Origin of the sequence: Shewanella indica, assembly GCF_033842865.1 — a bacterium.
In the GTDB taxonomy this organism is placed as follows: domain Bacteria; phylum Pseudomonadota; class Gammaproteobacteria; order Enterobacterales; family Shewanellaceae; genus Shewanella; species Shewanella indica.
The window spans coordinates 2,634,081-2,658,052 of the sequence record NZ_JAWXXR010000001.1; the positions used below are offsets into that span (position 1 = coordinate 2,634,081).

Below are 23,972 nucleotides of genomic sequence, written 5' to 3' on the forward strand. Positions count from 1 at the left end.
ATCTTTACCATCAATATAGCGTTGTGAAAACAAACTAGGGACGATTCCCAAAGTCATCTTACCTGATGGACATACTTATTATTGTAAGAGTAAGACTCCATTCAACTATTCACCTAACTTCCTTTTATAACTCCTTATTGCACATTGTTTTTAAATTGATGGTTTTAGTTGTGGGTGATGGATAGGTGTTTTATTTGGTTTTTGTTTGGTGTGTTTGTTGGTTTTTTGAGGGCGGTTTGTTTTGGGTGTTGACTTTTTGCCTGTTGTTGTGTTGGATGGTCATTGATAATGATTGTACAAGTGGAATGACTTTAAACATGGAATGTTTGTCATTATGCGTTGGCTCCCCCGTTTTATTTTGCTGGTTTCTTTCGCAGTTCTAACAATATCAACAGTGCACGCATCATCCACAGCCCCTTTAAGCGCTTTTCGGGTCAGTGAGCAAGGTGCGGCAACATATACCATCCCCATAGATACTCCCGCAGCCAGAGGTAAACTAAAGCCCGCCGTAGAGCTGAGTTATTCATCAGGTAGCGGCGAAGCCATTATGGGATTGGGGTGGGGGCTTCAAGGGCTTTCCGCCATCAGCCGCTGTCCAAAAACCATTGAACAGGATGGTTATTTGCAAGGTGTAGAGCTTACCAACAAGGACAGTTACTGCCTTGACGGTGCTCGTCTGGTTTTAACCGCCGGAACCCATAGTCTAAATGGCGCCGAGTACCATAAGGAGCTGGATGATGCCTCCGTGGTGACTGTGATTGGCCAGGCGCCTGGCGGCGGCCCAGCGGCCTTCAAGGTTGAAACCAAATCGGGAGACACCTATTTTTATGGCGATGTGGATGAGGTTTCCGGGAAGCGGTTTCTGGATGTGAATGGCGCCTCATCATCCGGAGATGGTTATCGGTCCGTATCTCAAAACAACAGTGATGTGATTTATCATTGGAGTCTGAAGGCCATTGAGGACTCTGTAGGTAATTACATTAGTTATCACTATGAAAACATCGCCGGTGAGCAATACCTGAAAAGCATCGATTATGCCGGGCACAGCAATGGTGAGGTTTCCTATAATCAGGTCAGATTTATCTATACCCCCCTCAGTTACCCTAAGTATGGTTATTCCTATGGCACCTCTGTTGCGATAAAGCAGCAATTGCAAAAGATTGAGGTGAGGCTGGATGACGAAGTCGACAAAACCTATTACCTGACGTATCACAAGGCGACTTCCAGCGATAAGCATGATTACCTTGAGCAGGTTAAAGCCTGTATTGGTCAAACCCAAACCGACTGCAGCACACCGATAACCTTTGAGTGGGACAGACCGCCGGGTGCATCTGCCGGCCCTGCTTATCAACCCTTTTCCGGCAGACGGGCGTTGAATATTCCGTCCGGTAACAACGACACCGCCAAGTTTTTTGATATGGACGGCGACGGCTTATCAGATATCGTTTATGTACGGGGCGGGCGTTGGTACAAGCGTGGTATTCAGTCGGGTATTGAACAGGCGATGGCCTCGACCGGAGCCGCTAAGGCGGCTTATGCCCAAACCATAGATTATGATGGTGATGGCCAGCGTGACTTGTTGGTGGCCAACAGTGAAACCGCCAATTGGCAAATTCTGTCTTTTAAACCTTCTACTTATCAGCACACTGTGTGTGAGCCAAATGGCCGTGGTACTCAGCTATGTGAGGATGTTGAGCGTGTAGTGAATTACACGCTCAAGGATTTGGGGCGTAAGGCTATTGGGCTTGAAGGCAAAGCGCTGGTTGCCGATGTCAATGGTGATGCATTGGAAGACATCATCTTCATCGATGGTGGCGCCATCAAGTGGTATCGCAATCTGGGAAATGGAAGTTTTGCTGCGGCGCAAAGTCTTTATAGCTTTCCCAGTACTGAAGTTGGGCACAACACCAGTGTTCACCAGTGGCATTCCAGTCGAGGTTTTGGCAGCTCCTTTATGGATATCAACGGTGATGGACTCACCGACTTTATGTTGGAGGTTAGAGAGCGGGAGGCCGTGTGTATTTCCGGTAGCGGCAAAGTGATTTCGGGAGTGACCGAGAATGAGTGTCGTCTGGATATCAGAGGTACTTGGTCTGTCAGTGATTACGAGTATTGGAATCTTTATGTCTCGACTGGCTCCAGTTATCAAAGACGGCAGAAAATTTACCGGGGGCCACACAATAATATCAATATCGCCAATACCCTACGCAGTGCCGATTTCAATGGTGATGGCTTGTCGGACATTGCCTATGTCCATAATAATAAATGGTTTATTCAACTGTCAGATGGCAATGGTTTCTTGCCTCGAATGGATACGGGCATTACTACTTCCGATACTCAGAAGTACAAAACCTATTTTATCGATATCGCGGGTGATGGCAGAGCCGAAATGGTGGTTCAGCATACCTCGTCTCAGGCGTTGGTGTATCACTCCAACCCCGAGTTAACTTCATGGACCACTTATGGCGCAATCAATTACCTGTCCGATCAACCATTGAATTTTGCGGATATCGATGGTCGTGGAAAACTGGATATTGTCTATTTCAGTAACGGTCAATGGCAAAGGTTAACCCATAAGAGCCATGCATATCACAATACCATCAAGGGGATTACCGACGGATTTGGAGTCAAGACCAGGGTGACTTACGCGTCGTTGACGGAAAAGTCTGCTGGCGAATACAGTGTCTATAAGACTCAGGTTTCCAGTTATCTGGACAACAGTCGTAACTTCTCCCTTATTCCGCCGCAAAAAGTTGTTAAGCAAGTTGCCACTGAAACCGGGGATGGCAGCCAGGTTTCCGTTAACTATGAGTATGGCGGCTTGCTGATAAACCGTTTGGGGCGTGGCCCGGCCGGGTTTGAGTTATTACGCACCAGAGACAATCAGACTCAGGTGGTGACCGAGACTATCTATCATCAGTTGTTCCCGCAAATAGGTTTGCCCCTGGCAACCAAACAAACCTATCAGGGAAAAATATTGTACTCGGCAATCAATGAATACAGCTTTCAGCGAGGCAATGACGGTATTTATCGCCGGGGTGAAGAAAACGTAGTGGAGCGCACCTCGCAATATGGCAGCGATGGGGTGGTAAGGGAGTTAACGCAGACAAACACCCAGACTCAGTTCGACGACTGGGGAAATGCCATTGCCATTAAAGCGGATGTGACTGACCTTGAAGCCAATCAATTGGTTTCAAGGGTCGAGACGGTTAACCAGTATGATGGTCATGGTGGCGGCGAAGCCAAGGGGCGACTGAGTCATACCAGGGTGACTAAATCACGCTTTAATCAGCGAGAGCAGGTTCAGGCGATAGTGACCGAGAGCGCATTCAGCTATTACGATAACGGTTTGCTGATGAACTCAACGGTATCGCCAAATGACAATCGCTACAAATTGACTACCGGCAAAACCTATGACATTTACGGCAACACCCTGACCAAGCGGGTCACCGGAGGCGTAGATGCCGCCGGCAACACCCAGCAGTCGAGACAGATGAGCTATTTATTCGATGCCAGAGGGCGTCTGCTCAAGACAGTGACCAACGCGGCAGGCGACAGCAGCACCTATACCTACAATGGTCAGTCTGCAGACCAGGTAACGGGTAAAATCACTCAAATTACCGTGACTGATGCCAATGGTCGCAAACTGACCAAGGACCATGACAAGTGGGGAAGGCTGGTGCGGGAAGTCACTCCGGATGGTGTTCCAACAAGCTATCAGTATGCCACCTGTGATGCCGGGTGTTCACCTCTCGGTCATGGCCATTTGGTTACCACCAAGACCAAGGCCGGTGCGCCTCAATCCAAAGTCATCACAGATAAATATGGCCGTGAAGTCGGTAAGCAGAAGCAGGGTTTTGATGGGCAATGGGTTGTTACTGCAACCAGCTACGATGCGCAGGGAAGGCCTGTCAGACAATATGAACCCGCTTTTGCCGGTATCAGTGCCTATTACACCGAAATAGAGTACGACCACTTTGGTCGGGTCATCAACCAAACCAATCCCAACGGTGGTGTTTCCAGTATTCAATATCTGGGATTTGAGACGCTGACGATAGACCCCAATGGCAAGCAAAAGCGCGCTGTCTCCAATGCCATGGGTGAGCAATTTAAAGTTGTTGATGATATCGGCAACGAACTGGAGTTTGTCTATGATGCTGGTGGCAAGCTGGTGGCAAGCTGGTGAAAAGTTTTATCACCTCAGCATCGGGACAAGAGCTGCTGCGCACCGAGGCAAGCTATGATGCCTACGGCCGCAAAATCAGCACCAAGGACATTGATAAGGGACAGTGGCGCTACACCTATAACGCCTTTGGCGAAATGCTGTCACAGACCAATGGTAAATCCCAATCCAGCTTTATCTACTATGACATTCTAGGGCGTAAAGTCAGGCAAACTGAGCCAGATGGCACCTCTTGCTGGACCTATGGTAACAAAAGCAGCAAAACCGCCGGTTTACTTATTGCGGAAACCCGTTTCGACGCCGTTGTGTCCAATTGCTCTCAAACCGGCTGGGTACACAGCAAGCAGAGCGGGTATGACAGTGCCGGCCGGTTGGCCAGCAGCAAGACAAGCATAGCAGGTAGTAGCTATGAGCATCGCTTTAGCTATGACAGCCATGGCAGAGCGGCGACTCAGACATACCCCAATAACTTGCTGACGGTCGTCAACCACTACAATGCTCAGGGATACCTTTTCAAGCGTACCGACCAACAAACAGGTAAGGCATATCAAACTATCACCGAAATGAATGCCCGTGGGCAGGTGGAACAGGTGCGTTATGGTAATGGTGCCCAGGAATCAACTGTTTTTGATGCAACCACTGGCTGGGTTAGCGGTATCAATTTGACCACTGCGGGAGTAACAGCCCATCAACTTGACTATCGCTTTGATACCGTGGGTAACCTGGAGTACCGTCAGCACAACCTGTCTTCGGCTCCGGCCACATTCAGCGAAAACTATCACTATGATGATTTGTATCGCCTGTATGAGCGTACCGTCAGTATCCACTCCGGTGGTACGAGTCTGCCATCAGACTTTAAAGCCACCCATGAGATGCAATATGACGATTTGGGCAATATCACCTTTAAAACCGGTGTTGGTGATTACCGCTACGATAGCACCAACCCTTACCGTTTATTAGATATTTGTGGTAAAGGAGGCTGTGGTGCGCTTGAAACAACACCTGTAAGTAAATCCTGCCCAACAGGTTATGCGCTCAATGCGGCAGGCACAACCTGCCAAAAGAGTGAAACTCAATCAGCATCGCTAAGCTACAGCTATAGCTGTCCCAGTGGTTACACTCTTTCCGGTACAACTTGTTCTAAAACGGAAACCAAAGTTGCACAGGTTAAAACCGAACAAACTTGTCCTAAAGGTGGCTACTTAAATGCATCAACGGGTAAGTGCTCTCGAGATTTCACCATAGTTTCAGCAACTAAACCTTCAGGAGCAGGGGTTGTATGCGGTGGTGGTGAACCAATGGGAGGAGGGCGCCGTCTGTGGGAGTGTACAGAAACGTATCAATCCACACCTAAACAGGTCTATAACTGTGATGCGGGCTGGACATTAAGCGGCACTAACTGCACGCGGACGCTATCACAAGCGGCAACAAAGACGCCTGTTTATTCTTGTCCCGCTGGCTGGTCTGTTTCAGGGAGCGCTTGTAATCGAACACTCACTGCCCCCATAACCTACAGCTGTCCAACGGGGTGGACGCAAAATGGCGCTCAGTGTAGTCGTGCCCGTCAAGCCAGCTATGTGATGGTTTATGATAAGAATGGCAATATCACCCAGGATGGCAGTCGCCGTTTCACTTATAGTTCTTACGATTTGGTCACCAACATTACTCAAGGTGGGGAATCGACCCGCTTTAAGTATGATGCCAACCGGCAACGCTTCGAGCGTTACGACGTTAAAGTTGAAGCGGGAGTGACAAGCTATCTCACCACCTTATATGTCGGGGGGTATGAGAAAGTCACCCGTAGCGGCGGCAACAAACCGGCACTCACCGAGCAAAAATTGTATGTCGGCAATTTGGTGATAACCAAGCGTAGTAATAACACTGTTGACGAGTTTTACCTGCACAAAGATCATCAAGGCTCAACCACGACGATTACCAATAAGTCAGGTAATGTGGTGCAGCAGTTTACCTATGACCCTTGGGGTAAACAAACCGCCGCCTATAGCCATTCACTGTTGAATGATTATATCGCGCCCGCGGCATCCAAAGGTTATACCGGGCATGAAGGTATAGATAACCTGAGTCTTATCCATATGAATGGGCGTATCTATGACCCCACCATAGGACGTTTCTTGCAGGCCGATCCGCATATCCAAGCGCCAACCGATACACAAAGCTATAACCGTTATAGTTATGTTTTGAATAACCCGATGAGTTATACCGATCCGAGTGGGCGCGAATTCAACTCCGAAGTGCACCACTCGCTAAATTAGGCTGCCTTGCGTAATTCATTGAATACCGCAATAGGTTGCCTGAAGCCGAGGCACTTTCTCGGTCTGGCATTTAATGCCCGTTCAATCTCACTAATTTGCCTATCTGTTACCGTCCGCAAATCGGTGCCTTTCCGTATGTATTGCCGCAGCAAACCGTTGAAGTTTTCATTCAGTCCGCGTTCCCAGGACGAATAAGGGTTAGCGAAGTAGACATCCGTTTTAAGCTTTTCTGCGACCTGTTCGTGGTCACAGAATTCGCTGCCGTTGTCCGCTGTGATAGTTCGAACATAACCTCGATATTTCCACAGCATGCCAACCATTGCCCGGGCCACATCGGCTGCGCTTTTCGCTGGCACTTTGCGTATCAGGTACAGCTTACTTTTTCGCTCAACCAGGCTGACAATCGCGCCCGTACCTTGCTTGCCCAGAACCGTGTCAGCTTCCCAGTCCCCAAACCGCTTTTTCTTGTTCACGATAGCGGGACGATGCTCTATGCCTACGCGATTCGGGATAATCACACGCTTCGCGCGGTTACCTTTACGGTATCTTCGGTGACTCTGGCGTAGCTGTTTGTACAACTTGCCGCCGCATAATTTATCACGCTGGACATAGCCATAAATCCACTCGTGACTGACGTTATATCCGATGATTTTACCGACACCGGCTATTTGTTCCGGACTCCACTTCTCATTGAGACCGAACTCAACAAAGGTGATGGTCAGTCCAGATATTCTAGACTTCGCGGACTGACAACGGCGTTTTAATGCCTTCGCCTGAGCGACTTCCGGCAAGTAATGGTTATCCCGAATTCGATTGCGATTTACTTCCCGGCTGATTGTGCTGTGACTTACTTTCAGACGTTTTCCTATCTCCCGATAACTGAAACCCTCGCGTAAATAGGCCTCAATCTGGTATCGTTGTCCCTCGATCAACTGCTTGTAATTCATGGTAACTACTCATGTTTGTTTGGCGACTACAGAGTATCACCAACAGGCAGTTGATCTCTCCTCACCGTTTAACCATGAGTGGTGCACTTATTATCTGAATTCGGGCGTTCTTCTTCGATAAACTCTGGAAGGCGATTAAGAAATATTGGCGAGTAATAGTAGCTGCAGTTGTTACTTATTTTACAGCAGGCGCAGCATCGGGTTGGGCGGCTAGCTGGGGGGTTGCTGCAGGGACTGCGGGAAATGCAATAGTTGCAGGAGGTATCACTGGTTTTATAGGTGGAGCTGTTGCTACTGGTAATTTACGAGGGGCATTATGGGGTGCATTTAGCGGGGCTGTATTTGGAGCTTTAGGAAACCAAATTCATGGAGCGGAGGGGACTTCTAATGCTTGGTCAACTGGGGAGCAGATGTTAGCTCATGGTTCAACAGGAGGAGTCATTAGTGTCTTACAAGGTGGAAAGTTTGGTCACGGGTTTATCTCTGCTGGAATCATGAAGGGGATTGGGAAAATTCAAACGAGTGCGTCTTTTGGTCGAGTAATGATTCAGACCGTAGCAGGTGGAACAGTATCCAAACTTACAGGAGGTAAGTTTGCAAATGGAGCGATAACATCTGCAATGCAATATGTAGTAAATGAAGTGGCAAATGTTTTAAAAAGTAGAACAGATGTCCTAGAACCTAAAAAACAGAAACCTGAGGTTGTATCTATTCAATCTAGAACTGTTTATTCTAAGTGGATAGGAGATCCGCCTCCAGGTTTAAAGGCTGGGCCTGAAGTAGCATGGAGGTTGGTTGATTCATCTGTATACACTGAATATGAGATTACATATGTAACTACTCAGGTTAAAACTACGCAGGATACAATATTTACACTATGGGAGGAAGATGCTTCTGGTAACGTGAGTGATTTTATAGGGCAACGGGTTACATCAGAAACGTTGAGAACCGATTTTAATGAGTCAGTACATATAAGGTCGATAGGTATAGTTGGTGTTACAAGGTTGCCGGAAGGGGCTAAAATTGTTGATTCACTTTGTATACAGAATAACATGCGGGGGTGCTAGTGAAAGTTCTAATAAGAATATTTTTATACATTTTTGTTGGAGTCGTTATAGGGTATTTTTTGTTTTATAAAGAAAATGTTGAGCCAGTAGGAAAACAATATGGAGTACTAAGAATTCCTATGTTAAGTGGCTGTCCCTTGAAGCCTGACGGGCTTCATGTGGAGGGGGTTGTTAAAGTAGAAGCAATAGACTTTAACTTAAAGGTTGATGGTGTTTTTTCATCTGGGTTTTGGAAAGTTTATCATACAGGTACACCAGTAGAAGCTCTACGGGGAGTTTATGGTTACATCGGGGAGTGTATACCTAGCATGAGTTCTGAGTACCTTGGTGAAGGGGTTTTTGAAAAGGATTTATCCCGTTATTTTGCAATGTCTAATGAATTTGATGTCTACGTTCATATTGATGGAGGGAAAGCTAAAGTGATCTATTTTAAAGAGTAGAAATACAAGATGAGGTGTGGGGTGGAATATGGTAAAAATGGGACACCCAGCATTAATGGTGCAGAGGTTAGCCTCCAACTATGCTTTGTTTACGCAAATGGGTGGAAGATATGAAGAACACGGAAAATAGGACCACACGGAAAACAGGAACGGAAAATAAACGGAAAACACACGGAAAACAAACGGAAAACAAACGTAAAACAAATGGAAAACGGAACGAAAACAGGACAGCCATATCTTTTTGAGAGGGTGTTCAAAATTCTGTGTCACGTTAAAAATCACAGAACGATGTGAGCATCCAGTCGTCCTTCAAAATGGATGGACAGCTGAGATAGCGTTAAATTCCAGTTTTGAATCGGGTGTGACCACCGCTCCTGAGCCTTCAATATACCGGCGTAGAGCAGTTTGAGTAAACTGTTCTCGTTGGCAAAACCACCCTTGGTTTTCGTCAGTTTCATGAAACCATGCCCGCCATCAGGGAATGGGGTAGTGTTAAATTCCCTGTTAGCGCACAAGGCAATTGAAAATTGCTACGGATAAGTACTCTGATAGCAACTTTGCCACTTAAAATTTAGCCCTTAATAGGCTGTTTTTTATGACTGATTGCCTTGTTTTGGTTTAACCCCGAACACTTCAATGGAGTGTTGTTTACCCTTTAACTTGACCGGTCCTAAATTGGTGAGCTGATACTCGCTGTCATCATTTTCCAGCCTAGCTACCAGCGCGCCGGAGAGCAGCATCCTTTGTCCTAAGGGGTTACACTGATCCTGTAGTCGCGCTAGGGTGTTGAGCACGTCGCTGAAGAAGCTGATCTCCTGTTTTTGCACCCCGACCACAGCTGCAACCACTTGGCCACAGTGAGCCGCCGCCTTGAATTTGGGGACAAAGCCATAGTGTTCTTCAAAATAGCGTCGCTGCCAATTGAGCTGCTGGCTGAATTCAAAGTAGATATTCATACATCTGTAAAAACGGAATACAGGACAGCCATATCTTTTTGATGTTTCGCACAGCTTTGACTAGGCTTTGAAATACCCATCAAAGCTCAGTCGAGGTTGGTTATGACCACTGCCCGTCGCCAGTTGATAGATGCTGAAAGTACGCCCTTTTACCACGTGATTAACCGTTGCGTGAGAAGGGCATTTTTGTGTGGTGAAGATGCACTGTCGGGGCGCAGTTACGAGCATAGACGTGGCTGGATAGTGGATAAAATCAGGCAGTTGTCGTCAATATTCTGCATCGACGTTTGCGCTTATGCGGTCATGAGTAATCACTACCATTTGGTGCTCAAAATCGACCTTGCTGCGCAACAATCATTGTCGCCATTTGAAGTCATCGAGCGTTGGACCGGGCTCTTTAGTGGCAATCCTGTGGCGGCAAAGTTCCTCAAGGGCGATAGTCTCTCAGAAGGCGAGCGAATACTGTTGGATACGCTGATTAGCGATTGGCAGGAACGCCTTGGCAGTATCAGTTGGTTTATGCGCTGTTTAAACGAAGATATCGCCCGCAAGGCCAATCGAGAAGATAGTTGCAAGGGTGTATTCTGGGAAGGGCGCTTTAAGTCGCAGGCGCTGCTCGATGAACAGGCGCTGCTGGCCTGCATGATGTACGTGGATTTAAATCCCATTCGCGCCGGTATTGCAGATTCACTGCAAACTTCTGATTACACATCCATTCAGGAACGCATAGAAGAAGTTGCTGAGCCAGCAACTGCCAACGCTTCACTTAAGTCACTGCTTCAATTTGATGGTGCAGCCACTGCCGCCGAACAAAGCGGTATTCCGTTTCACTTTGCCGACTATCTGGAGCTGATTGATTGGACAGGCCGGGCGGTGCGGGAAGACAAGCGTGGCTTTATTGACTGTTCCAGACCCAAACTACTGCTTGAACTTGGTATCAGCGACGATGCCTGGATAACTTCCGCCAAAGAGTTTCGCCGTCAGTACAGTGGCATGAGTGGCCGATGGGATGCAATGTGTGCCATGAAGGCCAAATATGGTGGTAAATGGTGCCGGGGCAAGCAACAAAGCCAAGCAATACATCCCTATTAACCTTAAACCCTTGGTGATTTTGCATAAACAGGCTTAAGCCTGCCGTTGGCATGCTTGGCAACCGCAGTTTTTGCATGAACCTCGCAGATTACTCATCTTAGAGAGTCTACTTCTAATAATTCATCGTCATTTATAAGCGATTGAGACCGAATGATAGGCTTCCTCGTGGCTCGCAAAGTGTTTAGGATGTCCTGTATATCGAGCATCGCTAAGCTACAGCTATAGCTGTCCCAGTGGTTACACTCTTTCCGGTACAACTTGTTCTAAAACGGAAACCAAAGTTGCACAGGTTAAAACCGAACAAACTTGTCCTAAAGGTGGCTACTTAAATGCATCGACGGGTAAGTGCTCTAGAGATTTCACCATAGTTTCAGCAACTAAACCTTCAGGAGCAGGGGTTGTATGCGGTGGTGGTGAACCAATGGGAGGAGGGCGCCGTCTGTGGGAGTGTACAGAAACGTATCAATCCACACCTAAACAGGTCTATAACTGTGATGCGGGTTGGACATTAAGCGGCACTAACTGCACGCGGACGCTATCACAAGCGGCAACAAAGACGCCTGTTTATTCTTGTCCCGCTGGCTGGTCTGTTTCAGGGAGCGCTTGTAATCGAACACTCACTGCCCCCATAACCTACAGCTGTCCAACGGGGTGGACGCAAAATGGCGCTCAGTGTAGTCGTGCCCGTCAAGCCAGCTATGTGATGGTTTATGATAAGAATGGCAATATCACCCAGGATGGCAGTCGCCGTTTCACTTATAGTTCTTACGATTTGGTCACCAACATTACTCAAGGTGGGGAATCGACCCGCTTTAAGTATGATGCCAACCGGCAACGCTTCGAGCGTTACGACGTTAAAGTTGAAGCGGGAGTGACAAGCTATCTCACCACCTTATATGTCGGGGGGTATGAGAAAGTCACCCGTAGTGGCGGCAACAAACCGGCACTCACCGAGCAAAAATTGTATGTCGGCAATTTGGTGATAACCAAGCGTAGTAATAACACTGTTGACGAGTTTTATCTGCACAAAGACCATCAAGGCTCAACCACGACGATTACCAATAAGTCCGGTAATGTGGTGCAGCAGTTTACCTATGACCCTTGGGGTAAACAAACCGCCGCCTATAGCCATTCACTGTTGAATGATTATATCGCGCCCGCGGCATCCAAAGGTTATACCGGGCATGAAGGTATAGATAACCTGAATCTTATCCATATGAATGGGCGTATCTATGACCCCACCATAGGACGTTTCTTGCAGGCCGATCCGCATATCCAAGCGCCAACCGATACACAAAGCTATAATCGCTATGGCTATGTAAAAAATAATCCCATGAGCTATATTGACCCTAGTGGCTTTTTCTTTAAACGCCTCTATAAGGCTTTAATGGATATTGGAGGGGTGACCTTTATTCATCGACAGATTGCGAAAGTGGAAGGACTTGGTTCGGCTATTCAAATTGGGTTGAATTATATTCCATTTTTTGGACAGCTAGCGTCAGCGCACTTTGCCTTTGATGCTTCATTTGTTGCTACGGGGAGTTTAAGTTCGGCCTTTAAGGCTGGGGCAATATCTTACGCTGCTTCAAGCTTGGCAACTAGTGGAATGAGTGGTGTTGAAGGCTTTGTTGTTAGAAGTGTGGCTGGTGGTATTTTCAATGTTGTTCAAGGTGGTGAGTTTGGTCATGGATTTATTGCTGCTGGAGTAGGGATTCTTGGAGCTCAAGGCGTTGGAATATTAGGTGTTTCAGGGTTTATGGGGCAAACATTGGCATCCGTGGTTATTGGAGGAACTGCTTCTCAGTTAAGTGGAGGTAAATTTGCGAATGGTGCTGCGTCAGCCGCTTTTGCTGCATTGGTACATAACTTTAGTAGTATTGCCACTAGTAGATCTGAACAAAATACAAACAAATCTGATAGGATTGGGGCGGAGAATGCTATCGCAAAATTAAAGGCTAATGGAAGAATTAGTACGGCTAAGTATTTTGATTATCCAGATGATGCTGCAAAATATATTCTAAGTCTAGTTTCGCCAATATCTGATGAGTATGGTGTGGAAATTGGTGGGAGTATTTATCATGACCGTCTTGGGTATCGCTTTAGCTATCCAATAGTGGGTTCTGCAACATCAGTTAATATTGTGAATGGTATTGATGGATACCATACTCATCCAAACTCATTTTTCGAGTTTTCTAATCAATTTAATGCTGCCAATGATGGTAAGGGGGACATTGGTTGGTTGAATAGGCAAGAAAACAAGAGGGTGACATTGTATTTGGGAACTCAAATAGATGGAAAAACTTTGATTGGTAGTTGTACTTCGGCAACTTGTTTTCATAGCCCATACGGCACTCTACCCAATAAGGTGTTATAGTCATGCGCTTCATGTTACTAATTGTTGTTCTTTTAAATCAATTTGCTTGTGTGGCAATTGAAAGGAAATCAACTTCAGATTTTTTTACGCCATTGATTTTCTCTTGCTTAAATGCATATGCAAAAAGTGGTGATGGGAAAGATATAGAAGAGGTTGATCGTGTATATGTGGTTTATGTTGATGGTAATGGATTTGTAGATGTATTTTTCTCGCATGGAGATACAGGTTCATTTGGAGGTAGAAAAGATGATTATAAAGGTATTTTATCTTGTAGCGGTGTTTTAGATAATGGGTTCAATATTTATCGGCTTCGCAATCCTAATGTATCGGAATATTTTATTGATAAACCGGGTGTGGGTAATGGTGTTATCAATGTTGATACTTGTGGAGTAGCTAAGGAGCGCATGTATTTTTTTGAGTCTGGAAAAGTATTCTACCAAGGTGAGAAAGTTTTTGACTGCCATTGAAAAATGAAGATTCTTAACCTTAATGGCGAATAAAACGGAAAGGAATAAAAATGAGGATACCTAACCTTAATATCGCGGCAGTTAGCCTCCGTCTATTGATACAGCGTCTTTAAACTTTGTTGGGGAAAACAGGACAGCCATATCTTTTTGATGTTTTGCACAGCCTTGACTAGGCTTTGAAATACCCATCAAAGCTCAGTCGAGGTTGGTTATGACCACAGCCCGTCGTCAGTTGATAGATGCTGAAAGTACGCCCTTTTACCACGTGATTAACCGTTGCGTGAGAAGGGCATTTTTGTGTGGTGAAGATGTACTGTCTGGGCGCAGTTACGAGCATAGACGTGGCTGGATAGTGGACAAAAATCAGGCAGTTGTCGTCAATATTCTGCATCGACGTTTGCGCTTATGCGGTCATGAGTAATCACTACCATTTGGTGCTCAAAATCGACCTTGCTGCGCAACAATCGTTGTCGCCATAGATATGGTTGACAGCCTGGGAGTGGAGGGCAAAACTGTGATTATTTTTGGGAAGCGTGGCCTTAAAGATTTCTTTCTAGGTGTGGAAGGGCCGGTTACAGACTTTCTAAATCATGAGGTAGTCCATGAACATGCCTTTGCAATTCAAAATGGAGTTCTTGTTTATAATCGTGGTTTTTCAAGTGGTGGATTATTTACTGAGGAAACGATTAGATTCACCGAATTTGGATATAGATCTTACGCCTTTACCGATTACTACATCTTACCCGGAGGTGTTGATGCTGTCTCTTTGCTAAATAACGTCTCTGGTAATTGGAGTAGTTATGTTCTTGGAGGACCGTCGGTGAACAACTGTCAAACTTATGCTGATAGTGTAAGGCGGCAAATTGAGGTGACATATGGTTCTAAGGAATAGTCTATTATCATTTTTATTATTGGGGGTAAGCTTCATGGTTTCAGCCATACCAACACAGGTCATAATTTCTCGGACCTTGGAGTTTAATAAAGGTAATGGGACTGGTCTAATTAGTATTATTGATATCAAGAGCCGTTCTACCGTGAAAGAATACCATGTAAATGCTGGTAATAGCCCTGTTATGCGGGTTTATGGTGAAAAGCTTTCAGTTTCCAATGGTATTTTGAACGCCGGTGAGTACATACTTAATCTTAATAATGCTTCAGTTGAGTATTTCCCTGAGCGGCGAGGTACTGTCTTCTTTTCTCAAGACTCATATATGTATTTTTCCGTAGTGAAAAATTTTGGGGAAATTGTTTTCATTAAAAATGGTAGAGAAGTTGAGCGAATCAGTGAAATGAATGTGGTTATGCGGTCACCTCATGTGTACGTCTATCCTGAAAAAATTATCAGTTTCTATCTTCGCAAAGGAGAATTATATCTTGTTAATGGGAGTGATTTGTCTTTTAGTAAATTTTCATTAAAAGATTATACAGATGTTATCTATTTGGGTGAGAACAAAGTATTAGCTGTTGATGGTCGTACGTTGTATTGGTTGCGTCTCTCTGATGGGAAGGTTTTAAAAACTAAAAAGCTGGCCTTTACTGGAAGTTTTTTATTTAAAGCTAAAAGTGATGATGGCAGATTTATTACACTTCAAACGTTGACCGTGTCATTAGTTCCTTGGTCAGATGCTTTCATGCAAGAACGTATTGATTTATATGTGTTCGACTTGAAAAATGAGACATTAGAAAAGCTGGTTGGCAGTATTGCAGCAATAGGAGTAGGCCTTACTGTTAAGTAAAATATATGTTATGGCTTGGCCTGAAAACAGGACAGCCATATCTTTTTGATGTTTCGCACGACTGAAAACAGGACAGCCATATCTTTATAAGATATATGATAAAGGATTAACTAATGAAACTAATGAAGCAGTTTTGGTTATCACTTACTCTGTTGGTTTGTGGCTGTACAACCACTACTCTGGAAGTCGCAAGTGTTCCTTCAATTAAGCCGTGGGATTCTGTTCCTGATAAAAAGGTGTATACATATAATAAAAGCCTTGATGATATTGTTGAATTTTCTGATGTCAACATTTCGTTGTCGCTGACAAATTACGAAACTCAATACAGGGGGCTAGCAATGCTGGGTATTGAGCTGGAACGTTGGCCAAATAGTAAGTTTGATAGTGATGAGATTATTCTTGCATTGGGAGTAACCCCCTTAAAAAACGGTTTGGAGTTAATGGGGGAGGGGATAGCTTTAATCATGAAGTTTGATGGTGGCGATATGTATGTTAAACCACATAAAGTTATGAAATATAATAGAAGTGATACTCTGTTTTGTGGATTTGATAACTCTATTGATGGATGGGGGGGGAGGAGTATAGATGTTGGGAATAAGAAGGAGAGTTTGCTGAAAAGCAGCCGTTTTTCAGACAACTGTTACAACTTGTATTTCAAGCTGCCTGAAAAGATCAAGGATGCTGATTTTGCCCTCGACTTCTCGGAGTCTCTTTTGCCATTGAATAGTAAGGTTGTTTATTTCCATAAAAAGCTGATTAAGTGGACTTCATCGAACTAAATGGTGACAGATTTAAAAATTTTCTATTCTTCCTTGCATAGTCGATCAATATTATTCCTTGGGCTAGAGAATCACCGTTATTATTTGACTAATCAGGAATGAGGGCCATAATGCGAAATATATTTCTGACTATGTGTTTTCTTATGGGATATTGGTTACAAGGATGTGCCTATTATGTCTATGATACTCATACCGCTTATGGCCTGAACAGGGTTGATACGGAGGAGTACTTAGGGCCAATAGATACCGGCTACGACTCTCCGATCACCAGCCCGGTACTTAGTTTTGATAATGGTGTGCAAGTTAAGTTCATGATCCCTGGTATATATAATCATCCACGAAAGAAAACGGGTATTGACTATCTGGATGATATTAACATAGAGATTTTTATAACATCACGAAAAGCAGGGGTTTCTCTGGATGTACAAAATATGGTGTTGGACCAGTATCGAACCGGCAGAAAGACTCCCCTTCGATTCCTAGAGAAGAAACGTTACCCAAGTTTGGAGAAAGGGAAGGAAGGGGTATTAGTTTGTAGATATTCTGATTCCGAAGAGGCTTTCTCTGATTTTTATCAAGGGGAGCGTATCGAGTTGCCCTATCGAGAGACAGGCTTAAGACTGGTCAAAGTCGGAATGCTAAGGGTAGACCCTGATATACTCTGTGGTGAATTAGTTGCTATGAATATCAATTTTGTCGGGGATGATGGATACTTCACTATTAATCTGCCATTTATAGATGATTCAGGGAGAAAGGAGTATACGGTGTATTTTTATCCGGTGGGAATACGATACACTATGAAGTAAACCATTATGATTTAGTTTTAGGTAATTAGTTGAGGGTGTTCAAAATTCTGTGTCACGTTAAAAATCACAGATCGATGTGAGCATCCAGTCGTCCTTCAAAATGGATGGACAGCTGAGATAGCGTTAAATTCCAGTTTTGAATCGGGTGTGACCACCGCTCCTGAGCCTTCAATATACCGGCGTAGAGCAGTTTGAGTAAACTGTTCTCGTTGGCAAAACCACCCTTGGTTTTCGTCAGTTTACGAAACTGACGATGTACGGCCTCAACCGCGTTCGTGGTGTAGATAGCCTTACGCACGTATTCCGGGTACTTAAAATAGGTCGATAACAGCGCCCACTTGTTGCGCCAGGACTTGATGACCACAGGATATTTGTCGCCCCATTTGGCTTCCAGCTCGTCCAGCGCCATCTCAGCTGCATTGAGGGTTGTGGCTTTATAGACACACTTTAAATCAGCCATAAACGCCTTCTGGTTTTTAGACGCTACGTATTTCATTGAGTTACGAATTTGATGAATGATGCATGACTGCACCTCTGTATGTGGGTAAATGGTTTCAATGGCTTCAGGGAAGCCTTTAAGGCCATCAACACAGGCAATCAGGATGTCTTTAATACCGCGACTATGAAGATCGGTTAGTATACTTAGCCACTGATGTGCACCTTCAGTGTCTGAGATATACAAGCCCAACAGCTCCTTTTTTCCTTCTACATTGAGCGCCAGAATGGTGTACACAGCTTTGCTGACAAAGCGGCCATTCTCTTTGATTTTATAGTGAATAGCATCAAGCCAGAGGATGGGATACAGGGCTTCTAAATCACGTTCACGCCAAGCCTGAAGCTCAGGTAGCAGTTTATCAGTAATGGCGCTGATGGTGCCATTGGGGACTTCAATGCCGTAGATATCGGCGATATGGGCACGAATATCCTGATAACTTGTGCCCAGTGAAAATAGCGCAATGATTTTCCGCTCCATCTCATCGGTCAGGTATGTCTGGTTCTTTTTTACAACCTGAGGCTCGAAGGTGCCATCTCGGTCACGCGGAGTATGCAGCTCAAAGCTACCGGTAGCGGTCTTCAGTGTCTTACTGGTCTTGCCATTTCTGCGATTACCAGGCTGCTTATCTTCAAGATGTTGGTCGAGCTCAACATTGAGGGCCGCTTCAGTAAGCTGTTTAATGAGTGGTGTGAGAATACCATCTTTGCCGGTCAGGTCTTTACCTGCACGCAGAGCTTCAATGGCGGCTTCCATGTCAAATGTAGGTTTGGTCATTTGAATATCCTTTTGGGTGTATATTACTCAAATGACACAGATTTATGAACACTACCAATTAGTTGTCTTGTGAGGTGTAGAATGAAATTTAAACTGTTATTGATTTTTTGTGTGTCTATGCTGTTTGCTGGATGTGCTTCTGTACCTACTGAAAGGGCGTTTGCTTAAAATTTAGCCCTTAATAGGCTGTTTTTTATGACTGATTGCCTTGTTTTGGTTTAACCCCGAACACTTCAATGGAGTGTTGTTTACCCTTTAACTTGACCGGTCCTAAATTGGTGAGCTGATACTCGCTGTCATCATTTTCCAGCCTAGCTACCAGCGCGCCGGAGAGCAGCATCCTTTGTCCTAAGGGGTTACACTGATCCTGTAGTCGCGCTAGGGTGTTGAGCACGTCGCTGAAGAAGCTGATCTCTTGTTTTTGCACCCCGACCACAGCTGCAACCACTTGGCCACAGTGAGCCGCCGCCTTGAATTTGGGGACAAAACCATAGTGTTCTTCAAAATAGCGTCGCTGCCAATTGAGCTGCTGGCTGAATTCAAAGTAGATATTCATACATCTGTCGTTAATGATGCCGTCTTCCAGCGGCCAATGGATGAGCACGGCATCACCCATGTAACGATAGATCTCGGCATCATTGTTGGTGACTGTATCGGAAAGCAAGCTGAAACTGTCCTGTATCAGCCGGGCAAAGCGGTAATCCCCCAGAGATTCGGCATGGGTAGTGGAAGCTACCATATCGAGATAGAGAAATAGCCGCTGTTCATATCTGGGCTTGTGATACTTACCCAGACCTATGTTTAACAGGATCCTGGGGCCTACCAGTAGTCCCATCTGTTCAATAAAGGCGAGCCCGACCCTGACTACCACCAGATAAATAATTAACGCCTGGAATGAGGGACTATAGAGGATATGCACTGTCAGCATCTGCCTCAAGGTTGCCATATGGTTCTCTATGGCCCACATATTCAGGTACTGGGTCATATAAGCCAAAGTGGTGGCACCCAAGAGCAGAAACAGCCCTTTAAAAATGACGGAGAAGACATAGGGCAGGCGATTGATGGCACTGAAGTCGGCTATCAGGTTTGACATCCAGTGCAAGCTACCGAAAATAATTCCCATGTAGGCGGCCAGCGTCGCGAGATCCGCCGAGCCGACAGCCCACTGAGGTAGCTCAGTGGTTTGGGCATAGCGAAAAAATACAAAAGCTGCCATAGCTACTGTCCATGCCATTATGGCAAACAGAAGCTTTTTGGCCTGGCGACGCGCTCTCACGGGGTAACTTCTATCCTAAATTAACGGGCCTTCTCAGGATGCGCTAGTTTATAGAATATACCCCTCTGATTTCCAGTGGTAATTGTGATCTTAATCAAGGCAAGTGCCGATTAGAGGCGATATCAGCCAAAAAAGCGCTCAAGTAACCCTTTTGTGAACTGAGTTTTGAGATAAAAGCCCCTGGGGTTGGTCATCTGGATACTGCCATCCTCGGCAATACTCTCGGTTAACACCTTACTGTTGGCCGCCTTTGGCCTTAACTGTAATACTTCACCGTGCCTGGCCGTGATCTTGCTGACCTTGCCCATGCTGATAAGCTCCATGATTTCTTCCCAATCCTGGCGCAATAGCCTGTCTTCCTCGACGCTTGGTTCCCATAAAAGCGGCGAGCCGATACGTCGGACACCCGGGGGAAGATCTCTGTCCCCCTGAACCGGGATCCACAGTACCCGCTGCAATTTGTGATACACCAGACTCTGCTCCCAGCGCAGTCCTGAAATATTGGTTAGCGGCGCGACACAGACATAGGTGGTTTCCAGCGGCATACCGCGTTCATCTATTGGAATGCTCTTCAGTTCTACCCCAAGGTGCAGAAAGTCCTGTTCGGGCTTGGAGCCTGCGGTCGCTCCCAATGCCAGCTCCAGTAGTTGTCCGGTCCAGCCTTTATCACGGCGAAAGTCTTTGGGCACGGCTACCCCTAAAGATTCGGCGAGCTGTCCCAGAGTCAGCCCGGCGATATCGTCGGCGCGCTTTAGCAGTTGTGCCAAGGAGCTTGGCGGCAAGATATTGGTTTTCATGGCGTTGATTTTACCTGAGCGGGATTGGATAACAAGTTTGTGCAAAAAATGGTCATTGCGATGTCGGGTGAAGTCATCCCCAAAATTAATTTTTCTATCATTATGTTTTTATTGACTAAAGTTTTCATCTTCAACTATAGGGGAATGGATTTCCTGAGTTACTCGCCGATTTCCCCTGTGTTGCCAACAAACTTATCCACAGCATTTTGGGATAACTGAACAATTATGGCCGCAGTAAAACAAATAATGGTCGGTGTCAACCGGGTTTTGACGCTGTTTTTCAGCTTGAAAGTCGAGTTTTTGTCCGTAGGGTGTGAATAAAGTTTTGTGACATTGCCGAGAAATTGCTTCTGATCGAGTGTGGGTTAAAAAGTGTACTATTGGTGGTTTGGTTGTGGTTGTATTCGTTTTTGTGCTTTGTATCATTATGTATTTTAAGTGTTTTTGTTGGGTTTGTGTCTTTGTCAATTAGGAGGGGAAGGTTGTAAAAAGCAGCGTTTCCAGAAGTTCAGCCGAGTTTCAAACAGAGATATCCACAGTTTTTGTGGATATCCACTCAAGCAGAGATGGTTAATTGTTGATAAAGTGGAAAAGCTTATTTGATTATCCAAAGAAAAAGCCGTAAATAGAGAATTGCTGCCGACGTGGGATTGTGAAACAATCGAATCATTGAAATTTATCGCTTTTTCGGAGTCCATGTGATTGACAGCGACGGTTTTCGCGCAAATGTGGGCATCATTATCTGTAACAGATTTGGCCAAGTAATGTGGGCCAGGCGTTTTGGTCAGCACTCCTGGCAGTTTCCCCAAGGGGGATTGGATGACGGTGAATCCGCCGAAGATGCCATGTATCGAGAGCTGTATGAAGAAGTCGGGCTCAGGCCGGAACATGTGCAGATATTAACATCCACCCGCTCCTGGTTGCGATACAGATTGCCAAAGCGTTTGGTGCGCCAAGACAGCAAGCCTGTCTGTATCGGTCAAAAGCAGAAATGGTTTTTGCTGCAGCTCAAGAGTCAGGATAGTGCCGTTAACTTGAATTCGTCCGGCCATCCTGAATTCGATGACTGGCGCTGGGTCAGTTATTGGTACCCTGTGCGTCAGGTCGTATCTTTTAAACGTGACGTCTACCGGAAAGTGATGAAAGAGTTCGCCACCACGGCTCTGGCATTGCAGACCCGGGAGCCTTCACGCCGAAGGGGACGACAAAGAGCAGCAGGCTGAGGTTTGATATCGAAAGGGGGAACAGGTGTTAAACACGCTCAGGGATATTACTCAGGCAGTTGCGGCCGCAAGGGATCTTGAGGCTGCCCTTGAGCTATTGGTCGGCCAGATAAAGGCCGCCATGAGCACTCAGTGTTGTTCTATCTATATTCTGGATAAAAATGAGTTGGTCCTCTCGGCCACTGATGGTCTTAAGCCCAGTGCCGTTGGCCAGGTTCGCATGCCGTTGACCGAAGGTCTGGTGGGCTTGGTTGCTGAGCGTGAAGAAGCCATCAACCTTGCCGATGCCAGAGCACATCCCAGATTCAAACTCTTTCCCGAAGTGGCTGAAGAGGAATATCGAGCTTTTCTCGCCGCGCCTATTATCTATCAGAAACAGTTGCTTGGCGTCATAGTGGTGCAGCAGCCCAGTGCCCGTCAGTTCAGCGAAGGGGAAGAAGCCTTTCTTATGACGCTGGCGGCGCAGTTGGCCATGGCTATTCGCGGCCTCAAACAAAAGGCCAGCGTCAAGGAAGATCAGCTGCAAATCCTGTTTCAGGGCACACCGGCTTCCAATGGTATCGCCATTGCCCATGCTTTGGTGCTGGGTGGTCAGATATCCCTGGAGCAGCCGGATCAAACCGCAACAGATATCCCCAATGAGCTTGAACGCCTCAAGGCGGCAATCGAGCGTTGCCGTAACACTCTGAGCACCCTGGCACAGCGTTTTGACCGCGAGCAGGATGAAGAGGTGGTGTCTATCTTCTCGGCGCTGCAGCTCTTGCTGGAAGAGGCCAGCCTTGGGGGCGAATATCGCGATGAAGTGCTTGCGGGTTGGTGCGCCGAGTCGGCGGTCAGCCGCGTGTCTTTGCGTTACATCACCCAGTTTATGGCGATGGAAGACCCCTATCTCAAGGAGCGGGCCAGCGATATCCGTGACTTGGGGCAGAAGGTGCTGCGCCAGTTGATTGAGCCGGAACGGTTGGAGCTCAATGCCGATAAGCCGGTTATACTGGTGACCCGTGAAGCTGATACCACCTTGCTGGCCGAGTTTCCGCGGCAAAAGTTGGCCGGGATAGTGACAGAACTTGGCGGGGTCAACTCCCATGCTGCTATTCTGGCCCGGGCGCTGGGTGTGCCGGCTATCACAGGGGTCGACCAGGTTTTGGCTGCCGATATCGACAAGAAGCTTTTGGTGCTCAATGCCACCCGCGGTCAGCTGATGGTGTCGCCGTCTCCGGCCGTGGTCGGTGAGTACCGCAGTTTGTTGTCCGCCGAGAGAGCGTTACAGCGGCAATACGCCAGAGAACTGAACCTGCCGGCCGAGACGGTCGATGGCAAACGTATTCATCTATACATGAATGCCGGCTTACTCAGTGGTTTGGCCTCGGAAATTGCCGAAGGCGCCGATGGTATTGGGCTATATCGCACCGAAATCCCTTTCATGTTGCAGCAGCGTTTTCCCAGCGAGTCTGAGCAGGTCAAGGTGTATCGCCAGGTGTTGGAGGCGGCATCGGGGCGCCCCGTGGTGATGCGCACCCTGGATGTGGGCGGAGACAAACCCTTGCCTTATTTCCCCATCAAGGAGGAAAACCCATTTTTGGGCTGGCGTGGCATTCGTTTGTCGCTGGACCATCCAGAGCTGTTTCTGGTGCAAATTCGCGCCATGCTCCAGGCCAGCGGCAGCGGCGAGCAGCTGCATATTCTGCTGCCCATGGTCAGTAATCTCGATGAGATAGATCAATCGCTTGAATATATCGAACAGGCTTATTCCGAGCTTAAGTCGGATGTGAATCCTGAGCTGAAAAGACCCAAGGTGGGCATTATGCTGGAGGTGCCGGCGCTGCTGTTTCAACTGGATGAAGTTGCCAAGCGGGTCGATTTTGTTTCGGTCGGCAGCAACGATTTGACCCAATATCTGTTGGCGGTGGATCGCAACAACCCCAGGGTCAGCGCCCTGTTTGACAGTTATCATCCGGGGATATTGCGTTCGCTGAAACAGGCGCGGGAGACCTGCCGTCTATATGGCCTCGGTGCCAGTGTCTGTGGCGAGTTAGCCGGTGAACCCGGTGGTGCCTTGCTGCTGGTTGCTATGGGCTACAACCGCTTGAGTATGAACCAGGGGAGCTTGGCCAGAATAAATTATCTGCTGCGGCGAGTGCGCAGCGATGAACTCGAGCAGTTATTGGCCGAGGCATTGACACTCAAAAGCGGCAACGAAGTGCGGCAACTGGTGCACGATTATTTGGGGCAAAGAGAACTGGCAGCCATTCTCAATTGAACCTGCTATGTCGGGTATGGAATAAC

The 23,972-nt window shown here is 46.5% G+C and carries 17 protein-coding genes and 3 pseudogenes; 14 read left to right on the top strand and 6 right to left on the bottom strand.

All coding sequences use genetic code 11. The features are described 5' to 3' along the window. The first annotated feature begins 394 nt into the window (after positions 1-394). Positions 395-4,186 (top strand): FG-GAP-like repeat-containing protein, encoded by a 3,792-nt coding sequence (locus SIL79_RS11870; RefSeq protein ID WP_226684966.1) that lies wholly within the window; start codon positions 395-397, stop codon positions 4,184-4,186. Continuing rightward, the gene (locus SIL79_RS11875; RefSeq protein ID WP_319619299.1) at positions 4,183-6,456 is read left to right on the top strand and encodes an RHS repeat-associated core domain-containing protein; all 2,274 of its coding nucleotides are present in this window, start codon (positions 4,183-4,185) and stop codon (positions 6,454-6,456) included. Before SIL79_RS11870 ends, SIL79_RS11875 begins: the two co-directional genes overlap by 4 nt. Here SIL79_RS11875 and SIL79_RS11880 read toward each other — a convergent pair. After that, on the bottom strand, positions 6,453-7,403 hold the full coding sequence (locus SIL79_RS11880) for an IS30 family transposase (RefSeq protein ID WP_233962465.1): 951 nt from the start codon (positions 7,401-7,403) through the stop codon (positions 6,453-6,455). The two genes, SIL79_RS11875 and SIL79_RS11880, sit on opposite strands and share 4 nt — an antisense overlap. A gap of 410 nt (positions 7,404-7,813) precedes the next feature. Between SIL79_RS11880 and SIL79_RS11885 the strand changes: the two genes are divergently transcribed. Both SIL79_RS11885 and SIL79_RS11890 read left to right on the top strand, forming a co-directional pair. Beyond that, positions 7,814-8,470, top strand: a complete 657-nt coding sequence (locus SIL79_RS11885) for a hypothetical protein (protein WP_319619301.1) — start codon at positions 7,814-7,816, stop codon at positions 8,468-8,470. After that, positions 8,470-8,910, top strand: a complete 441-nt coding sequence (locus SIL79_RS11890) for a hypothetical protein (protein ID WP_101095225.1) — start codon at positions 8,470-8,472, stop codon at positions 8,908-8,910. The genes SIL79_RS11885 and SIL79_RS11890 overlap by 1 nt, the downstream gene beginning before the upstream one ends. Before the next feature lie 278 nt (positions 8,911-9,188). Here the strand turns inward: SIL79_RS11890 and SIL79_RS11895 are convergent. After that, positions 9,189-9,371, bottom strand: a pseudogene (locus tag SIL79_RS11895) (IS256 family transposase); the annotation flags it as partial. Positions 9,372-9,503: 132 nt separating this feature from the next. Further along, positions 9,504-9,872, bottom strand: a pseudogene (locus tag SIL79_RS11900) (adenylate/guanylate cyclase domain-containing protein); the annotation flags it as partial. Positions 9,873-9,968: 96 nt separating this feature from the next. Between SIL79_RS11900 and SIL79_RS11905 the strand changes: the two are divergent. The 8 genes and pseudogenes from SIL79_RS11905 to SIL79_RS11940 all read left to right on the top strand — a co-directional run bounded on the left by SIL79_RS11905 (position 9,969) and on the right by SIL79_RS11940 (position 17,120). Next, positions 9,969-10,958 carry a transposase gene (locus SIL79_RS11905; RefSeq protein ID WP_233962543.1) on the top strand — a complete coding sequence of 330 codons (990 nt, stop codon included), beginning with the start codon at positions 9,969-9,971 and terminating at the stop codon, positions 10,956-10,958. Between the two features lie 703 nt (positions 10,959-11,661). Beyond that, positions 11,662-13,332 carry an RHS repeat domain-containing protein gene (locus SIL79_RS11910; protein ID WP_319619971.1) on the top strand — a complete coding sequence of 557 codons (1,671 nt, stop codon included), beginning with the start codon at positions 11,662-11,664 and terminating at the stop codon, positions 13,330-13,332. Positions 13,333-13,334: 2 nt separating this feature from the next. Further along, on the top strand, positions 13,335-13,799 hold the full coding sequence (locus SIL79_RS11915; protein WP_162207337.1) for a hypothetical protein: 465 nt from the start codon (positions 13,335-13,337) through the stop codon (positions 13,797-13,799). Positions 13,800-14,010: 211 nt separating this feature from the next. Further along, positions 14,011-14,272 (top strand): annotated as a pseudogene (locus SIL79_RS11920) (alpha-amylase family glycosyl hydrolase); the annotation flags it as partial. A 41-nt stretch (positions 14,273-14,313) separates the two neighbouring features. Beyond that, complete coding sequence (locus SIL79_RS11925) at positions 14,314-14,691, top strand: hypothetical protein (RefSeq protein ID WP_226685345.1); 378 nt, start codon at positions 14,314-14,316, stop codon at positions 14,689-14,691. A gap of 34 nt (positions 14,692-14,725) precedes the next feature. Further along, positions 14,726-15,535, top strand: a complete 810-nt coding sequence (locus tag SIL79_RS11930) for a hypothetical protein (RefSeq protein WP_144362217.1) — start codon at positions 14,726-14,728, stop codon at positions 15,533-15,535. A 113-nt stretch (positions 15,536-15,648) separates the two neighbouring features. Beyond that, complete coding sequence (locus SIL79_RS11935) at positions 15,649-16,314, top strand: hypothetical protein (RefSeq protein WP_162207339.1); 666 nt, start codon at positions 15,649-15,651, stop codon at positions 16,312-16,314. Positions 16,315-16,424: 110 nt separating this feature from the next. Further along, the gene (locus SIL79_RS11940) at positions 16,425-17,120 is read left to right on the top strand and encodes a hypothetical protein (protein ID WP_233962541.1); all 696 of its coding nucleotides are present in this window, start codon (positions 16,425-16,427) and stop codon (positions 17,118-17,120) included. A 64-nt stretch (positions 17,121-17,184) separates the two neighbouring features. On the opposite strand, the gene SIL79_RS11945 is transcribed toward SIL79_RS11940, so the two are convergent. From SIL79_RS11945 to mutH, 3 genes are all read right to left on the bottom strand, one after another. Further along, entirely contained in the window at positions 17,185-18,390 is a 1,206-nt protein-coding gene (locus SIL79_RS11945; protein WP_117199825.1) for an IS256 family transposase, read from the bottom strand. Positions 18,391-18,583: 193 nt separating this feature from the next. Further along, positions 18,584-19,666: an adenylate/guanylate cyclase domain-containing protein gene (locus SIL79_RS11950; RefSeq protein ID WP_039034192.1), complete on the bottom strand. Its 1,083-nt coding sequence runs from the start codon at positions 19,664-19,666 to the stop codon at positions 18,584-18,586. Positions 19,667-19,788: 122 nt separating this feature from the next. Next, complete coding sequence (gene mutH / locus SIL79_RS11955) at positions 19,789-20,463, bottom strand: DNA mismatch repair endonuclease MutH (RefSeq protein WP_039034193.1); 675 nt, start codon at positions 20,461-20,463, stop codon at positions 19,789-19,791. A 698-nt stretch (positions 20,464-21,161) separates the two neighbouring features. On the opposite strand from mutH, the gene rppH reads away from it, so the two are divergent. Together rppH and ptsP are read left to right on the top strand one after the other, a co-directional pair. Beyond that, positions 21,162-21,686 (top strand): RNA pyrophosphohydrolase, encoded by a 525-nt coding sequence (gene rppH / locus SIL79_RS11960; protein ID WP_025010542.1) that lies wholly within the window; start codon positions 21,162-21,164, stop codon positions 21,684-21,686. 25 nt (positions 21,687-21,711) lie between these two features. Continuing rightward, entirely contained in the window at positions 21,712-23,946 is a 2,235-nt protein-coding gene (ptsP, locus tag SIL79_RS11965; protein WP_039034194.1) for a phosphoenolpyruvate--protein phosphotransferase, read from the top strand. Positions 23,947-23,972: the final 26 nt, after the last annotated feature.